This window comes from Flavobacterium sp. NRK1 (assembly GCF_024054175.1).
In the GTDB taxonomy this organism is placed as follows: Bacteria; Bacteroidota; Bacteroidia; order Flavobacteriales; family Flavobacteriaceae; genus Flavobacterium.
Genome location: NZ_JAMXLA010000001.1, coordinates 3248422 through 3265165 on the forward strand (window position 1 = coordinate 3248422; position 16744 = coordinate 3265165).

Annotated in this window: 20 protein-coding genes; 9 read left to right on the plus strand and 11 right to left on the minus strand. The window is 33.5% G+C overall.

Annotated elements, in window-relative coordinates; all coding sequences use genetic code 11:
• Positions 1 to 13 precede the first annotated feature (13 nt).
• The gene (locus tag NHE85_RS14990; protein WP_252812953.1) at positions 14 to 484 is read left to right on the plus strand and encodes a hypothetical protein; all 471 of its coding nucleotides are present in this window, start codon (positions 14 to 16) and stop codon (positions 482 to 484) included.
• Between the two features lie 84 nt (positions 485 to 568).
• Here the strand turns inward: NHE85_RS14990 and NHE85_RS14995 are convergent, their stop codons facing one another.
• The 6 genes from NHE85_RS14995 to NHE85_RS15020 form a co-directional block, all read right to left on the minus strand.
• Positions 569 to 1027, minus strand: coding sequence for a DUF5362 family protein (locus NHE85_RS14995; RefSeq protein ID WP_252812954.1), 459 nt, complete (start codon positions 1025 to 1027; stop codon positions 569 to 571).
• Positions 1028 to 1059: 32 nt separating this feature from the next.
• Positions 1060 to 2304: an ornithine--oxo-acid transaminase gene (gene rocD / locus NHE85_RS15000; protein ID WP_252812955.1), complete on the minus strand. Its 1245-nt coding sequence runs from the start codon at positions 2302 to 2304 to the stop codon at positions 1060 to 1062.
• A 175-nt stretch (positions 2305 to 2479) separates the two neighbouring features.
• Positions 2480 to 2968 (minus strand): DinB family protein, encoded by a 489-nt coding sequence (locus NHE85_RS15005; RefSeq protein WP_252812956.1) that lies wholly within the window; start codon positions 2966 to 2968, stop codon positions 2480 to 2482.
• Between the two features lie 57 nt (positions 2969 to 3025).
• Positions 3026 to 3988 carry a YafY family protein gene (locus NHE85_RS15010; RefSeq protein ID WP_252812957.1) on the minus strand — a complete coding sequence of 321 codons (963 nt, stop codon included), beginning with the start codon at positions 3986 to 3988 and terminating at the stop codon, positions 3026 to 3028.
• A gap of 84 nt (positions 3989 to 4072) precedes the next feature.
• A complete protein-coding gene (locus NHE85_RS15015) occupies positions 4073 to 4489 on the minus strand; it encodes an OsmC family protein (RefSeq protein ID WP_252812958.1) in 417 nt (138 codons plus the stop codon).
• Positions 4490 to 4568: 79 nt separating this feature from the next.
• Positions 4569 to 5117, minus strand: coding sequence for a DUF1697 domain-containing protein (locus NHE85_RS15020; protein WP_252812959.1), 549 nt, complete (start codon positions 5115 to 5117; stop codon positions 4569 to 4571).
• Positions 5118 to 5184: 67 nt separating this feature from the next.
• On the opposite strand from NHE85_RS15020, the gene rlmD reads away from it, so the two are divergent.
• From rlmD to NHE85_RS15035, 3 genes are read left to right on the plus strand one after another with little or no spacing between them, the layout of a single operon-like run.
• Entirely contained in the window at positions 5185 to 6603 is a 1419-nt protein-coding gene (gene rlmD / locus NHE85_RS15025) for a 23S rRNA (uracil(1939)-C(5))-methyltransferase RlmD (RefSeq protein ID WP_252812960.1), read from the plus strand.
• 15 nt (positions 6604 to 6618) lie between these two features.
• The gene (locus NHE85_RS15030) at positions 6619 to 7152 is read left to right on the plus strand and encodes a DUF6452 family protein (RefSeq protein WP_252812961.1); all 534 of its coding nucleotides are present in this window, start codon (positions 6619 to 6621) and stop codon (positions 7150 to 7152) included.
• A complete protein-coding gene (locus NHE85_RS15035) occupies positions 7124 to 7855 on the plus strand; it encodes a DUF6048 family protein (protein ID WP_252812962.1) in 732 nt (243 codons plus the stop codon). The genes NHE85_RS15030 and NHE85_RS15035 overlap by 29 nt, the downstream gene beginning before the upstream one ends.
• 34 nt (positions 7856 to 7889) lie before the next feature.
• On the opposite strand, the gene NHE85_RS15040 is transcribed toward NHE85_RS15035, so the two are convergent.
• On the minus strand, positions 7890 to 8555 hold the full coding sequence (locus tag NHE85_RS15040) for a DUF4294 domain-containing protein (protein ID WP_252812963.1): 666 nt from the start codon (positions 8553 to 8555) through the stop codon (positions 7890 to 7892).
• Between the two features lie 80 nt (positions 8556 to 8635).
• Here NHE85_RS15040 and NHE85_RS15045 point away from each other — a divergent pair, with 80 nt between their 5' ends.
• Positions 8636 to 9727 (plus strand): M42 family metallopeptidase, encoded by a 1092-nt coding sequence (locus NHE85_RS15045; RefSeq protein ID WP_252812964.1) that lies wholly within the window; start codon positions 8636 to 8638, stop codon positions 9725 to 9727.
• Between the two features lie 52 nt (positions 9728 to 9779).
• Here NHE85_RS15045 and NHE85_RS15050 read toward each other — a convergent pair whose 3' ends face one another.
• The 4 genes from NHE85_RS15050 to NHE85_RS15065 all read right to left on the minus strand — a co-directional run bounded on the left by NHE85_RS15050 (position 9780) and on the right by NHE85_RS15065 (position 12927).
• Positions 9780 to 10169 (minus strand): ankyrin repeat domain-containing protein, encoded by a 390-nt coding sequence (locus tag NHE85_RS15050; protein ID WP_252812965.1) that lies wholly within the window; start codon positions 10167 to 10169, stop codon positions 9780 to 9782.
• 203 nt (positions 10170 to 10372) lie between these two features.
• A complete protein-coding gene (locus tag NHE85_RS15055; RefSeq protein ID WP_252812966.1) occupies positions 10373 to 11320 on the minus strand; it encodes a phosphoribosylaminoimidazolesuccinocarboxamide synthase in 948 nt (315 codons plus the stop codon).
• A 162-nt stretch (positions 11321 to 11482) separates the two neighbouring features.
• Positions 11483 to 11935: a DUF5063 domain-containing protein gene (locus tag NHE85_RS15060; RefSeq protein WP_252812967.1), complete on the minus strand. Its 453-nt coding sequence runs from the start codon at positions 11933 to 11935 to the stop codon at positions 11483 to 11485.
• Between the two features lie 44 nt (positions 11936 to 11979).
• A complete protein-coding gene (locus tag NHE85_RS15065; protein WP_252812968.1) occupies positions 11980 to 12927 on the minus strand; it encodes a PhoH family protein in 948 nt (315 codons plus the stop codon).
• 104 nt (positions 12928 to 13031) lie between these two features.
• On the opposite strand from NHE85_RS15065, the gene NHE85_RS15070 reads away from it, so the two are divergent.
• The 4 genes from NHE85_RS15070 to gldG all read left to right on the plus strand — a co-directional run bounded on the left by NHE85_RS15070 (position 13032) and on the right by gldG (position 16672).
• The gene (locus NHE85_RS15070; protein ID WP_252812969.1) at positions 13032 to 13859 is read left to right on the plus strand and encodes an S-adenosyl-l-methionine hydroxide adenosyltransferase family protein; all 828 of its coding nucleotides are present in this window, start codon (positions 13032 to 13034) and stop codon (positions 13857 to 13859) included.
• Positions 13860 to 13924: 65 nt separating this feature from the next.
• Positions 13925 to 14221 (plus strand): putative quinol monooxygenase, encoded by a 297-nt coding sequence (locus tag NHE85_RS15075; RefSeq protein ID WP_252812970.1) that lies wholly within the window; start codon positions 13925 to 13927, stop codon positions 14219 to 14221.
• Between the two features lie 46 nt (positions 14222 to 14267).
• Positions 14268 to 14993, plus strand: a complete 726-nt coding sequence (gene gldF, locus NHE85_RS15080) for a gliding motility-associated ABC transporter permease subunit GldF (RefSeq protein ID WP_252812971.1) — start codon at positions 14268 to 14270, stop codon at positions 14991 to 14993.
• Positions 14993 to 16672: a gliding motility-associated ABC transporter substrate-binding protein GldG gene (gene gldG, locus NHE85_RS15085; RefSeq protein ID WP_252812972.1), complete on the plus strand. Its 1680-nt coding sequence runs from the start codon at positions 14993 to 14995 to the stop codon at positions 16670 to 16672. Before gldF ends, gldG begins: the two co-directional genes overlap by 1 nt.
• Positions 16673 to 16744 lie beyond the last annotated feature (72 nt).

Here is a 16744-nt window from a genome sequence, read left to right on the forward strand (position 1 = left end):
AAAAAGAAATCCAATGAAACAGTATATCTATATCATAGCTTGTAATATTTTATTATTTACAGCGTGTCAAAAAAAAGAAAAAGAAATTCAGGAAAATAAAGAAGAAACTATAGTTAAAAGCCAAAACCTTATTGATACTACTAATGGAGAAATGTGTTTTAGGCAAATAGTTTCTAAGGACACTATGTTACTAACAATGAAAAAGGATGGAGATATTGTCTCGGGTACTTATAAGTCTATACCATATGAAAAAGACAAAAGAACTATAATATTTAACGGTACAATAAATAACAATACAATCACTTCAACAGGAACCGCAATAGGTGAAGGTCAGACACAAAAAGAAGAATTTATTTTTACTCTTGAAAATAATCAGGCCGGAATAAAATTTGGTGAAATGATTGAAGGCGATGATGGTGTTTACAGATACAAAAACAAAAATAATACAACTTCTCTATTTTTAGATAAAGTGGAATGTCAATAAAAGCCTATATATGACATTTAAAAAAAATGAACCCCTATATATTAAAATATATAGGGGTTATTTATTAGGTAGCTTCGCTTAAAATTACATACTGCCTCTCATAGTAGCTGCAGCTGTTGCAACAACAATAATGAAGCCTATATAAGAAACTATCCATATAATAGTTAATATACCTGACCACATAAAATAGGACTTAAGATTACCTAAGGCTTTTGTAATACCCTCTGTACTGTTTTCATTAAGTGCCTGTCTTGTAGAAGTAGAAAATTTAAATAAAAAAAGTACAGGTATAAAAAACAGCACACAAAAAATGAGCAGAATCAAGCCTATTGCCATACCCGACATGCCTCCCATTGCAGCAGTAGCTGAAGCAAAGGCACTTCCTGCTGCCATTACAGCAAATGAAGATAAAAGACTAAAAGCTAAACCTATAAAGCCTATAATAGATAAAAACATTGACCAGCCTGCAGCCGTTTTTAAAAAACCTTTTGCAGATTCTGAAATTTGCATTTCGAAAGATTCAAATGGTGAATTTTGTTCCATAAAATAGATGATTGGTTATAATTGATTATTTATTACTTTTCAAATGCAGCAAGTGTTTTAGTTATTATAGATACACAATCTATAAGCTGCTCTTCATTCATTACCAGCGGCGGTGCAAAACGAATAATATTACCATGGGTTGGTTTGGCTAATAGCCCATTATCTTTTAAGCTAATACATATATCCCACGCTGTTGAGCTATCTTCATGGTCGTTAATTACAATAGCGTTTAGCAATCCTTTTCCTCTTACAAGTTTTACAATATTGCTATTAACAATATATTCATTTAGCTTATCTCTAAATAACCTGCCCATTCTTTCAGCATTCTCGGCTAACTTTTCTTCCTCTATCACTTCAAGTGCAGCTATAGCTACTGCTGCTGCAACAGGGTTTCCTCCAAAAGTTGACCCATGCTGACCGGGTTTTATAACATTCATTACAGCATCATCAGCTAACACTGCAGAAACCGGATATGCGCCTCCCGATAAGGCCTTCCCTAGTATAAGTATGTCAGGCTGTACATTTTCATGATTTACAGCAAGTAGTTTACCGGTTCTCGCAATACCTGTCTGAACTTCATCTGCTATAAAAAGTACATTATGTTCTTCACATAATTGTTTGCTCTTTGCAAGATAGCCTTCTGCCGGAACATAAACACCTGCTTCCCCCTGTATAGGTTCAACTAAAAATCCGGCAATATTTTTTTCTGTTTTTAAAATATTTTCAAGTGCAGTAACATCATCATAAGGTATTTTTATAAATCCGGCAGTATAAGGACCAAAATTCTTTCTGGCATTCTCATCATTAGAAAATGAAATGATGGTAGTGGTTCTTCCGTGAAAATTATTTTCACATACTATAATTTTGGCTTCATGCTCTGCAATACCTTTCTTTTCATATGCCCATTTCCGACAAAGCTTTATAGCCGTTTCTACAGCTTCAGCTCCGGTATTCATTGGCAATACTTTATCAAAACCAAAATATTTGGTTATATATTCTTCATACCTGCCAAGCATATCATTGTAAAAAGCACGTGATGTAAGCGTAAGTGTTTGCGCCTGATTTATCATTGCATTTACAATTTTTGGATGGCAGTGTCCCTGATTTACTGCTGAATAAGCCGATAAGAAATCGTAATATTTTTTTCCTTCTGCATCCCACACATTTACACCTTCTCCCCTGCTTAAAACTACAGGTAGCGGATGATAGTTATGAGCTCCGTATTTGTCTTCTAAAGCTATGGCATCTGCTGAGCTTAATTTTTGTAAAACTGACATTAGTTTTTAAATTTTTGTTTTTCAAACAGCTATTCCTTCTTAATGGAGAGAAATCATCCTTTTAAGCCTGCAAATTAATAAAAATAAAATTATTTGTAGTTTATTATAAATTAAATGCAAATTCAATATCCATCACTAAGGTTTAAGGATTATATAAACATATTGCTTAAAAATTTTATTCGTCTGCGCTTGGTCCATAACTTGCAGGTAAGGGTATATCAAGCAATCTTAAATACATGCCAAGCTGTGCCCTGTGATGAATTATTTGCGAATGTATCATTCTTATAACTTCATATTTGGTATTGCTGCTGTAAACATGACTGCCATTTCGTAAAGTCCATATATTATTCAAAGTCTTTATATCGGCTTTTACCAAAGCTTGTCTGCCTTTATCAAGTGATTCATTAAAAAAGTTTATAAGTTCATTTGTAGATGCTATATTTTTTGGTGTATAGGGATTATCTTTAAAATCAATTTCTTCGGTTGTAATCGCTAAATTAACCCATGCAGGAAATTCTGCAACATGTAGTGCCAGCCGTTTAAGATTTATACTACTGGGATGTGGCTGCCAGTTAAATTTTTCTGATGGAACAAGACTAAGCATTTTATAAGTGGTTATTGCCTCCTGCTCCATTTCTTTTTGCAATAGTGAAATAATTTCCATAGTCAAAGTGTCATTGTTTTGTTCACAAAACTATTCTCACTTTATGACACCCCTATGTCAACAGCTTTCCTGAAAAGTATTTTTCTGTAAAATTTTATCCAATATGTTTGCCACATTTGTTTTTAAACTTTCAGGTTCAATAATTTCAGCCTGATCAGCAAACATAATAAACCAGCGTGCAAAACCAAATTCAAGCCATTGGGTAAGAAAAGTCATTTCAACATACTCTTCTGTAACAATTTCAGAAATAAATCCATAGTAATGTTTGTGTTCCTGTAAATAAAGAGCCATATTTTTTTCAACTCGGATTACTGCTTTTTTTAGTTCGCAACCGGTTTTCATTTTACTCTGTAGTTCCTGAAATTCTTTTAATGTAGCTCTTTCCTGTTGTAATTGTTCAGTAAGCTTAATTTCGATTACCCTGTCTATTCTAAATTGCCTGTATTCTTTACGCAGGTGGCAATATCCTATTGTGTACCAGTTATCGTTTTCATAAAATATCCCTATAGGCTCAACAAGTCTTTCGCTTTTATCATTGCCAAAAGCCTTATATATCATTTTAACTGCTTTTTTATCAGCAACGGCTTTTAGTAAAGTATCAAGAATATTGTCTGGAGGCCTGTTACTTCGTGGACGTTGTGTAACTAAGATTTGTTCTTCAAGATTTTCAAGAAGGTCTTTTTCTGTACCACGTAATACTGACCTTACTTTATACATAGCAGAACTGAAATTTTTATTTACAGCATTATCTGTAAATTTTTCCATTAGTTTTTCTGCAGTAACAAATGCCATCGCTTCTTCCTGTGTAAACATAACCGGCGGAAGCCTGTAGCCATCTACAATAGAATATCCTATGCCTGCCTCTCCATATAAAGGCACACCTGCTTCTTCAAGCGTTCTGATATCACGATAAATAGTACGCAGGCTAGTACCGAACCTATCAGCCAGATCCTGAGCTTTTACAACCTTTCTTGATTGCAGCTGGATTAGTATTGCCGTTATTCTGTCAAAACGATTCATATAGATAATTTATACAGTCAAATATATAAATTATGTAAATGAAAAAGGCCCCTAAAGGGGCCGGATATGAAATCAAAATTAAACTTAACTCCTTACTAGTGTAGCGCTTGATGTTATTTCGGTATTTAAAAGCTTTGAAACAGGACAATTAGATTCTGCCTGCTTAACAAGCTGCTGAAAAACATCAGTATCAATATCATCTACCCGTGCCAGTACCGATAAGTGAGAACCTACGATACTTCCATTCTGAAAATCAATATCACATTTAGTTTCAATAGATGCCACACTAAAACCTGCTTCATTAATATATGCAGTCAATTGCATAGTAAAGCATCCTGCATGTGCAGCTGCTATAAGTTCTTCAGGGTTTGTGCCATTACCATTTTCAAAACGGGTTTTAAAGGAATACTGCGTATTGCTTAAAACATTACTTTGTGTAGTAATTTTACCTTCACCCTCTTTTATTGAACCAGACCATACAGCGGTAGCATTTCTTTTCATGATTTTGATTTTGAATGGATTTCTAAGTTACACATTTAGAATGTGATCATTTATATTTTAACAAAAAATTAAAATTTTCCTATTCCATCATAGATAACAATTTTAACATTGTATTCCAGTTACGCGTTGTAGCCTTTACCTTCAGTTTATTTTCTATAAGACTGTTGGATAATTTAGAATCTGAAGCTTTAGATTCAAGGTTAAAATATAAAATTGAATCGATTATCTCAATAAGATCATTACCTATCGGAGCCTGCTTTAATTTTTCAATATTTTCATCTGTAGGATTCTCCGATAATAACGTCACATATAACTTTTTAAAACCTGAAGGTTCTTCTTTTCTTTCATTAATAAACGGATTTTTGTCAATTGCTTTTTCAATATCTTTTTTATCCGCTATAAAAACCGTAACATCAAAACCATACTTCTTCTCAATAAGTGCTTCAATGTTATTACTCAATTTATCTTTTTGTTTCTGATCACTTTCAAAAACTACATTACCGCTTTGTATATATGTTTTAATGTTAGTAAAGCCTGCATCAGCCATATGCTTGCGCAGGTCTTCCATTTTAACTATTTTTTTACCGCTAACATTAATGCCGCGGAGAAGAGCAATATATTGAGCCATACTATTTGTTTAAGCAGATTACTAACAAATGTATTTAAATTTTAGAATAATACCTTATTTTTGCCGCATGGGAAGAAAGAGAACAGACAAGATTGTATTTGAAAACATATCGGTACTGGATGCCGGTGCAAAAGGTGTATCAGTAGCAAAAGCACCGGATGGAAAAGTAATATTTATTCCTAATGTAGTACCGGGCGACGTAGTAGATATACAAACTTTTAAAAAAAAGAAAGCTTACTATGAAGGCCGTGCAATAAAATTCCATGAGTTCTCCAAACACAGAATTGAACCTGTGTGCAACCATTTTGGTTCTTGTGGGGGCTGTAAGTGGCAGAATATGGAATATTCTCAGCAGTTATTTTATAAAAATCAGGAAGTTTATAATAACCTAAAGAGAATTGGTAAAATTGACCTACCTGATTTTGAACCTATTATGGGTTCTGAAAAACAATTGTTTTACAGAAACAAAATGGAATTTTCTTTCTCGAATGCGCGCTGGAAAACAGAAGCAGAAATACAAAGCGGTGAAGAAATAGAAAACAGTAATGCACTTGGCTTTCATATACCCAAGGCCTGGGATAAAATTCTTGATATTTCGCATTGCAGCCTGCAGGAAGACCCAAGCAATGACATTCGTAACAGTATAAGAGAATTTGCCAATGCAAATAATCTAAGTTTCTTTAACCCAAGAAACCATGAAGGATTATTACGTACGCTTATGATACGTACTGCTTCTACAGGAGAAATTATGGTGCTTATACAGTTTTTTGAAGATAATAAAGAAAAGAGAGAATTACTGCTTAATTATCTTGAAAAACGTTTTCCTCAAATAACTTCCCTTCAATATGTAATTAATAGTAAGGCTAATGATACTTTATATGATCAGGACATTATATTATATAAAGGGCGTGACTATATTCTTGAAGAAATGGAAGGGCTTAAATTCAGTATAAACGCTAAGTCCTTTTATCAGACCAATTCTGATCAGGCTTATGAATTATATAGCATTACACGTGAATTTGCAGGACTGACAGGAAATGAACTGGTTTATGATTTATATACCGGAACCGGCACAATTGCTCAGTTTGTTTCTAAAAAGGCCGGTAAGGTTATTGGGGTTGAAGCTGTACCGGAAGCAATTGCAGATGCTAAGGAAAATGCAAAGCGTAATAATATTACTAATTGCGAATTTTTTACAGGCGATATGAAAGTAGTGTTTAATGATGACTTTATCAATACGCACGGAAGGCCTGATGTAATTATTACTGACCCGCCGCGTGATGGAATGCATAAAGATGTAGTAGAACAAATATTGCAGATTGCTCCTGAAAAGGTAGTTTATGTAAGTTGTAATTCTGCAACTCAGGCACGCGACCTTGCCTTAATGAATGAAAAATATAAAGTAACGCGGGTTCGTCCGGTAGATATGTTTCCACAGACACATCATGTGGAAAATGTTGTACTTTTGGAAAAACGAAAATTCTAAACCGGCACGGCATATATGAAAAGACTAATTGCTTCAATAGCTATTTTACTAATAATTACCAGCTATCTTTTAAGTTGTGAAAAAGATGACCTCTGCGCTGAGGGTACTCCTACTACTCCAGGACTGGTTATTGATTTTTATAGAACTGAAAATCCCACAGCACTTAAAAGTGTAACTAATTTTAAATGTTATGTACCGGGTTCTACAGATACTATAAAAGTAAATGGCACAGGAGTTATATTGCCATTAAAAGAAGATGCTGATAAGGTACAATGGGCTTTAGAATATAATTATAAACCTACAATTGGCGATACAATATCCAACGTTGCACTTATGGAAATACGTTACAAAAGAACCGATACTTATGTTTCACGTGCCTGCGGATTTAAAACGACATTTTTGCTGGATAATAGTAGCGAACAAAGTCTTAATCCTACTGTTACAGACTACAATACTGAAGATAATCTTGACCTTTACATAGGTGAAACTATTGTAAATACTCCTATTATAGAAAACGAAGATGAAACACATATCAATATTTATTTTTAATCTCTTATTGTTTGCTTCATTTTCTGCATCTGCTCAGGAAAAAACAACAAATGATACACTTGCTGCTAAAGTTCCGCTGAAAAGTGACCGTTATGGCTTACGTATAGGTGCCGATTTGTACAGGCCTGCACGCTCTATCTATGAAGATGGTTTTAAAGGTTTGGAGATAGTGGCAGATTACAGGCTTTCTAAAAAAATATACGCGGCAGGAGAACTCGGAACCATAGATTATACAATAGATGATGATCAGGTAAATTTTACCACAAAGGGAAGTTACATCAAAATTGGTTTTGATTATAATGCCTATGAGAACTGGCTGGATATGGAAAATATGATTTATGTTGGTGTTCGATATGGATTTTCAACTTTTAGTCAAAATCTTAATTCCTATACAATTTACCATACACGTGATTATTTTGATGAAGTAACAATGTATCCGGATAAAAAATATGGTAGTCTTTCTGCACATTGGGCAGAAGTAATAGGAGGTATTAAAGCAGAGATTTTTAACAACCTGTATTTGGGTTTTAGTGTAAGACTCAATGTTCTTATAACCGAGAAAAAACCGCAAGGCTTTGATAACCTTTATATCCCGGGATTTAACCGAACCTATGATGGCAATTTCGGGGCGGGCATTAATTATACTATTTCTTACTTCATTCCATTTTATAAAAAACAGGCTAAACCCGACGAAAAAAAATAAAAGGAAAATTCTATTCTTTTATTCTCTAATTTTATTATTCAGTTCTGCTGTTTTTCTCCCTCCATTGCTTTGTAATCTCATAATAATTAATTTCAAAAGCAGGTTCCTGATTTACAAGTTTATGCTGTCTGAAAGCCTGAATAAGAAAACCTTCAATATGGTAGTCTTCCGGTACTGTAGCAGGACTATACTGTCTCTTAAGATCAATATTAAACATATGTGCTATACGGTTAGACCAAAATGCTTTCCAGCCACTTTTATGTTCTTTAATAAGATCAAAAGTACTTTCACCCGTTTGCCTGTAAATAAGTTTTACTAATATCTGCCCTTCTTTTTTTGAAAGCTTTTTTAAGCGTCCTTCAAATTCATCTTCAAGATATTTTTCTACAATTTTTGCATATTTCTTTTTTTCCTTCTCCGTTTTAAGTTTAGAAAGATTTGCGTTTAACATTGTAAGCCTGTCGGCGGCAGCTTTAGCATAAGGATAAACTTTAAGTGTTCTCCTTTTCAGCAGGGCAAGATTCTTTCGCTCATCAACGGTCAGGGTATCTTTTACATTAGAAATAACCAGTTCCTCCATATCCACATTAAAAGCAATTGAATCATTTTCAATTCCTTTTACGGTATCTTTAACTACTTCCTGGGCTTGTGCCGCAAAACATGTTAAAAGGAGAAACAACAGGCAAATCTGTACTTTCATTTATTAAAATTTTATCTCAAAATTATACAATAATACTTAACTCTGTAATGTTATTTATATTTTAGCGGAAAATTATATTTATGTCTTCAAAAACTATACTAAACGATACTTCTATATCTTTTTTAGAACAATATTTAAATAATCCCTCTCCTACCGGATATGAATCTGAAGGTCAGAAAATATGGATGGAATATCTTAAGCCGTATGTTGACACTTTTATAACTGACACTTACGGTTCTGCTGTTGGAGTTATAAATCCTGACGCTCCTTATAAAGTAGTTATTGAAGGCCATAGTGACGAAATTTCATGGTATGTAAACTATATTACTGAAAATGGGCTTGTATATGTAATACGCAACGGAGGCTCTGATCATATGATAGCTCCTTCTAAACGAGTAAACATACATACAAAAAACGGCATAGTAAAAGGTGTTTTCGGATGGCCGGCCATACATACCCGCAACCGTGCCAAAGAAGAGCCTGCAAAACTTGAAACTATTTTTATCGACTTAGGATGTAATACCAAAGAAGAAGTAGAAGCTTTGGGTGTGCATGTTGGCTGTGTTATTACATATCCTGACGATTTTATGATTCTTAATGAAAATAAATTTGTATGCCGCGCAATTGATAATCGTATTGGAGGATTTATGATTGCTGAAGTAGCAAGGCTTTTACATGAAAATAAAAAGAAATTGCCTTTTGGACTTTATATTACCAATTCTGTTCAGGAAGAAGTGGGATTGCGTGGTGCAGAAATGATTACCAAAACAATTCGCCCAAATGTAGCAATAGTTACAGATGTATGTCACGACAGCACTACTCCGATGATTGACAAGCGTATTGAGGGTGAAACCCAAATAGGCAAAGGCCCTGTTATTACTTATGCACCTGCCGTTCAGAATAATCTTAGGGAACTTATTATTGACACAGCTAATAAAAAAGAGATACCTTTTCAACGTCTTGCTTCTTCAAGAGTTACAGGAACAGATACAGATGCTTTCGCATATAGTAACGGAGGCGTGGCATCTGCATTAATCTCACTTCCATTGCGTTATATGCATACCACTGTAGAGATGGTTCACAGGGAAGATGTAGAAAATGTTATTAAACTTATTTATGAAACCCTTCTGAATATTGAAAACGAAGAAACTTTCTCATACTTTAAAGCATAAAAAAAAGCATTCGCCACGGCGGATGCTTTTTTTCTTTAAGGTCAAAAAATGATTAAGCATTCATTGCTTCCCTAAGTACAACAGCAGCATCTTTTGCATTTGATGCTTCAGCATACCTAAGGGCAGTAATACCTTTTTCATCCTTAACTTTCACGTCAGCGCCTTTTTCAAGCAATAGCCTGATAATTTCTACATGGTTATAACGTGCTGCTATCATAAGAGGAGTTAAACCGTTACATTTCTCGTTTACAGAAGCTCCGTATTCAAGAAGTTTTTTTACAGTTGCAATATCTCCTTTAGAAATTGCTAAACCAAGTGGTGTGAGCGTTTTTGTGCCCCTTACTAACTCAAATTTCGGAGCGGTTTCTACTACAGTGTTTGCAATTGTTACATTACTGAATGCTACAAGAGCCAGGCCTAAATAAATGATCGTTTTTTTCATGATAGATTGATTTTAATTTGATGATTGTTTTTAATTAACGACTGATGAGATCGTTTGTAATAATAGACGCATACGACCATAGAAACGTTACAGCTATTCTTTATTTTAACATAATTTTAACATTACTATTCTTGTTATGCCTGCATATAAAAACAAAGCCGTCCTGCTATTAACGGGACGGCTTAAATTATTTTATGTAAATTTTATTTATTCAAAAAAGCAAGAACATTTTTTTCAATACGTTCATTAATATTTGAAATATCAGCTTTAGCAAATTTTTCCCCTAGTATATTTTCATATAGCTCTATATATCTTTCAGATACACTCTCTATATATTCTTCAGTCATTTCAGGAATCTGCTGGCCTTCTTTTCCCTGAAAGCCATTAGCTATAAGCCACTGACGTACAAACTCTTTAGAAAGCTGCTTTTGATTCTCACCATTATTTTGGCGTTGCTGATACCCTTCTGCATAAAAATAACGCGATGAATCAGGGGTATGGATTTCATCTATAAGAACAATTTTACCATCTTTGGTTTTACCAAACTCATATTTAGTATCTACAAGTATTAATCCACGTGACGCAGCAATTTCAGTACCTCTCTGAAATAAGGCACGGGTGTATTTTTCAAGAACAATATAATCTTCTTCAGAAACAATTCCGTTTGCCAATATATCTTCTCGGGATATATCCATATCATGCTCACCGTTATCTGCTTTAGTAGTAGGTGTGATTATGGGTGAAGGAAATTTATCGTTTTCTTTTAAACCTTCTACAAGTTCTACACCGCAAAGTACTCTTTTGCCTGCTGCATACTCGCGGGCTGCATGACCTGAAAGATAACCGCGTATAACCATTTCAACTTTAAAAGGTTCACACAGGTGGCCTACAGCAACATTAGGATCCGGAGTATCAATAAGCCAGTTAGGCACTACATCTTCAGTAAGGCGCATAAATTTAGTAGCTATCTGATTAAGTATCTGCCCTTTATAAGGAATACCTTTTGGCATTACCACATCAAAGGCAGAAAGCCTGTCTGTAGCTACCATTACCAGTAACTCATCATTAATATTATATACTTCCCTTACTTTACCGCGATAAACCGATTTTTGTCCCGGAAAATTGAAATCAGTGCTTGTGATGGTGTTCATGAAACTTGATTATACGTTATTGTTTTTTGAAGATGCAAAAATAAGAAAGTTAATCATCTAATCTTTTATTTTATTATACATTTTATATATCATGGCAAAACCATCTTTATTAAAAAAGAAGATATTTTACTATAGTGGCTACTAATAATAGATTAATCGACGTTATTTGTTTTTAACATAATTTAGTAGATTAATTAAGTGTTGTTCAGAATGACTTTTGAAAATAAATTTGAAATACCAAAGTGCATCATTTATGCTATTGTTTTCAATTCTCCATTTAACTTCCATCAAATCTTTAATTATATCTGAAAGATCATCAATAGCATCCCCTAAAACAATTTCTGTTATATTTTCAAATGTAAAATCTGATACTGTATTATAAAAACCAAAATCAGGAAAATTGTATTCTACATTTTTCCTGATTAAATTATAATTAAAATCAGGTGAATCAGTATATTCAGTTTCATCAAATACATAATTTATATCCAAACTAAGTACATATAATTTAATTAAATAGTTTTTCAAGTATTCAACCTTATCAATACTTTCAATCTGATGAGAAAATCCCCATTTTATTATAGAGGCAATTACATTATTAAATTCTTTTACATCCATTGTCACAAGCAGTAAAGCCTTTGATTAACAAAGGCTTTACATCATTAATCGTGATTCTCAATACTTTTATAAGCATCAATAATTTTCTTAACAAGGCGGTGGCGCACTATATCTTTATCATCAAGATATAATATACCCACACCATCAACATCTTTAAGTATAAGCAAAGCTTCTTTAAGGCCTGATGTGGTTCTGCGTGGTAAATCTACCTGCCCGGGGTCACCGGTAATCATAAATTTAGCGTTCTTTCCCATACGGGTAAGAAACATTTTCATCTGTGAGTGTGTTGTATTCTGGGCCTCATCAAGTATCACAAAAGCATTATCAAGCGTGCGTCCTCTCATAAAGGCTAAAGGGGCAATCTGAATTATACCTTTAAGAAGATAATCTTCTAATGATTGTGGAGGAATCATATCTCTAAGTGCGTCATATAAAGGTTGCATATAAGGGTCGAGTTTTTCCTTCATGTCCCCGGGAAGAAAACCCAGGTTCTCTCCTGCCTCTACCGCAGGACGGGTAAGGATAATACGTTTAACCTGCTTTTCTTTAAGCGCTTTAACAGCCAAAGCAACACCTGTATAGGTTTTACCTGTACCGGCAGGACCTACAGCAAATACCATATCATTTTTAGACATAGAATCTACCAGTTTCTGCTGGTTAGGGGTTAGTGCTTTTATGAGCTTCCCACCTATGCCATGTACAAGGATTTTATCACTGGGGTCCATTTGCTCTACCTGAGAGTCGCTTTGTATTACCCTTTCAATAACATTATCGTCAATATTATTGTAGCGTGAAAAATGCAGCATAAGCCTTTTAAAACGTTTTTCAAACTCATCCAGCAGTTCCTTTTCGCCAAAAGCTTTAAGAGTTGTGCCTCTGGCAACAATTTTAAGCTTAGGATAATATTTTTTAATAGTTTCAAGATGAGAATCCTGAGTACCCCAAAAATCTTTTGGGGCGATGTCTGTGAGTTCAATTATTCTTTCGTTCAAAAGCAGTTGATTTTAATTAGAGAAATGAGCCATATAATTATTAGCTTTGCAATCAAATTTAGTGAAATTAAATCTCGCTTTTTGTAAAAGTTTTACACAATTTTATGTCAATAATTACCCTTACAACCGATTTTGGCCTCAAGGACCATTTTGTGGGCTCTTTGAAGGGAAAAATTATTTCCGGTTATAACGAGGCGGTAATTATTGATATATCGCACGATATAGATTTATTCAATGTATCTGAAGCCAGTTATATAGTGGGAGCCGCTTATAACAGTTTTCCAAAAAACAGTGTACACATAATAGGTGTAGATGCAGAGCTAACCAAAGACAACAGGCATATTGCAATGCAATGGAACGATCACTATTTTGTATGTGCAGACAATGGCATATTAAGTATGCTCACACAAAAAATAAAGCCTCAAAAAATTGTTGAGATAAATATTCACGACAGATTGGCTGATGGTTCCACAGAAATGGATGCTTTTGTTGCGGTAGCATGCCATTTAGCCAAAGGCGGACAGTTAAGTGTTATAGGGCGTGAAATAAAGGAAATTAAAGAAATAAGCGAACTTCAGCCCGTAATTTCCAATGATAATAATTCTATCAAGGGCTATATTGTTTATATAGATCATTTTGGAAATTGTGTTACCAATATTTCCCACAAACTTATAAAAGAGGTTGCAAAAGGAAGAGATTTTGAGATAAGGTTCAGTACTAAAACTATAAAATCTGTAAGGAAAAATTACTCTGATTTTATCATAAGAGAACCCTTTACAATTAAAGATCATGAAGGAGATAAATTAGCCTTATTTAATGAAGCCGGCTATCTGGAAATTGCTATTTACCGAAGCAATCCGAGTACTGTAGGAACTGCCCGTACATTATTAGGGCTTAAATTCAGGGATGTTGTTAATGTAGTATTTAAATAATGCTCTTTACAGGGATTAGCTATAGATCTAAATAAAATAAAAAATAAAAACTATAAAAAAACTGTATGTTTGTACGCATAGTGAAAATGGGGTTTCAGGAAGATAAAATTGATGCCTTTCTAGATAATTTTGAAGAAGTCAAACAACATATACGAAATTTTCCGGGTAACCGTTTCTTAGAGTTATACCGTGATAAAAATGACCCTACTATATTTTTCACTTATAGCTATTGGGAAACGGAAGCTGATTTAGAGAACTACAGGAATTCTGAGCTTTTTAATGGAGTATGGACGTTTACTAAACAGTTCTTTAATAAAAAGCCCGAAGCCTGGAGCGTAGATAAACTGGTTACTTTAGAATAAATCTGTCTTTACAAAGCAAATAATGATTAATAAAATTAATAGTTAAATGAAAGCATTGTTACTACGAGAAATCAAATCCTTTTTCGGTTCGCCGATAGGCTATTTGGTTATTGCTATTTTCCTTTTGCTCAATGGCCTGTTTTTATGGGTATTTGAGGGAGATTTCAATATTCTTAATAGCGGATTTGCCGATTTAAGTCCATTTTTTACAATTTCACCATGGATACTTATATTTCTTATTCCGGCAGTAACCATGCGAAGCTTTTCCGATGAAAAAAAACAAGGAACTATTGAGTTACTGTTTACAAAACCATTAAGTGTTTGGGAAATAGTAAACGGAAAGTTTTTTGGAGCATTAACACTCATTGTTTTAGCATTATTACCTACAATTATTTATGTTATAGTAATATCATGGTTAGGCAGCCCTCAGGGAAATATTGATATGGGAAGTACTTTAGGGTCTTACTTTGGACTATTGTTTTTAATTGCCGGATATACTGCTATTGGAATTTTTACTTCTACCCTGTCTGATAATCAGATCGTAGCTTTTATAGTATCTGTATTTTTATGCTTTATATTTTATTTCGGTTTTGAAGGCGCATCTGTTTACACTGGCAATTTAAATAATTTTGTAGCTAATTTAGGAATGGACTACCATTACAGAAGTATAAGCCGGGGTGTAATAGACAGTAGGGATATTATATATTTCCTGAGTATAACTGTATTTTTTATGTCGTTAACTGTTTTTAAACTTAAATCAATAAAAGGGTAATGGAGAAAATGGCTGACAAAAATGCAAATCTGAAACAGTTAGTTATAACCGTAATAATATTACTTGCTTTTAACTTTGCCGGTAACTATTTTTTTAGGCGTTATGATCTTACAAATGACAAACGCTACACGCTTTCTGAAACTACAATAAATACATTACAAAATCTTAAAGATCCTATATACATTGATGTTTTTCTTGGCGGAAACGATTTGCCACCAGAATTTAAGCGTTTAAAAGATGAGACGCGTCAAATTCTAGAAGAATACAAATCCCGCAGTCAAAACATAATTTACAATTTTATAGATCCGTTGGAAGATGAAGAAAATGCAGAAAAATATATACAGGAACTATATGCAATGGGATTCAATCCCACAAATATTAATTCTGTTAAACAGGGAAAAAAATCTCTTGTACAGATTTTCCCATGGGCATTAGCCAATGTTGGTCAAAAGTCAGTACGTGTACCTTTGCTGGTTAATAATTTTGGTGTTTCAGCAGATGAAAACATTAACAAATCTGTTCAGCTGCTTGAATATGCATTTACTGATGCAATAACAAAACTAACTGTAGATAAAAAGAAAAACATAGCAATTCTAAAAGGGAATAATGAAATAGCAGATAAATATTCCGCTGATTTTTTATTAAGCCTTAAAGAATATTATAACATACTAGATTTTAATCTCGATTCACTTCAAAATGACAGGCAAAAAACATTAGAAAATCTAAAAAGATGTGATTTAGCCATTATTGCTAAACCCACACAGCCTTTTGATGAGAAAGAAAAATATGTTTTCGATCAATATATAATGAATGGTGGTAAATGCTTATGGCTGATTGATAAGGTTGCAATAGATCTTGATAGTTTAAGAAACGAAACCAGATCAACATTGGCATATCCTCAAGATTTGAACTTAGACGATATGTTTTTCAAATATGGGGTAAGGATTAATTATAAATTAATTCAGGATTTACTTTCTACACCGGTTAGTGTACAGTCACCAAATGGCGAAACTGCTATAGACTGGTTATATTCGCCAATAGTTAAATCGGAAGAAAATCATATAATAAACAAGAATATTAATCTTGTTAAATTAGAATTTGCCAATCAGATTGATACTTTAAAAAACAAAATTAAAAAAACAGTATTACTCAAAAGTTCACCACAATCAAAAGTAGTAGGTACTCCAGTAGAAATAGGATTGTTTCAGTTTATGGATAAATTAAATGAAAGTGAATTTAATAATACTACAGGTAACCAGATTATTGGGGTTTTACTTGAAGGTAAGTTTACTTCTGCATATAAAAACAGGGTTAAGCCTTTTACACTCAAGAACAATATTGATGATGGAAAAAGTGGAAAAATGATAATTATTGCTGATGGGGACATAATTAATTATACCTATGTAAATAAAAAGCCTTTATCAGGAGGTATAGATCAATGGACACAGCAAGCTTACAGCAACAAAGAATTTTTACTCAATTGCGTCAATTACCTTCTTGATGAAAATGGACTTATTAACATAAGAGGTAAAAATGTAGAGTTACAATTCCTTGATAAGAAAAAAGTTGCAGATAATTATACAATTGCTCAATTTATAACTGTCGGATTACCAATACTGATTTTAGCACTGTTTGGGCTATTATTTACTTATATTAGAAAAAGACAATATTCAAAGTAGTGTTAATAAAAAATGTTGCACTATTTGATTTGATTACGATATATTTGTGAAACGTAAAATCTTGTGATTTTA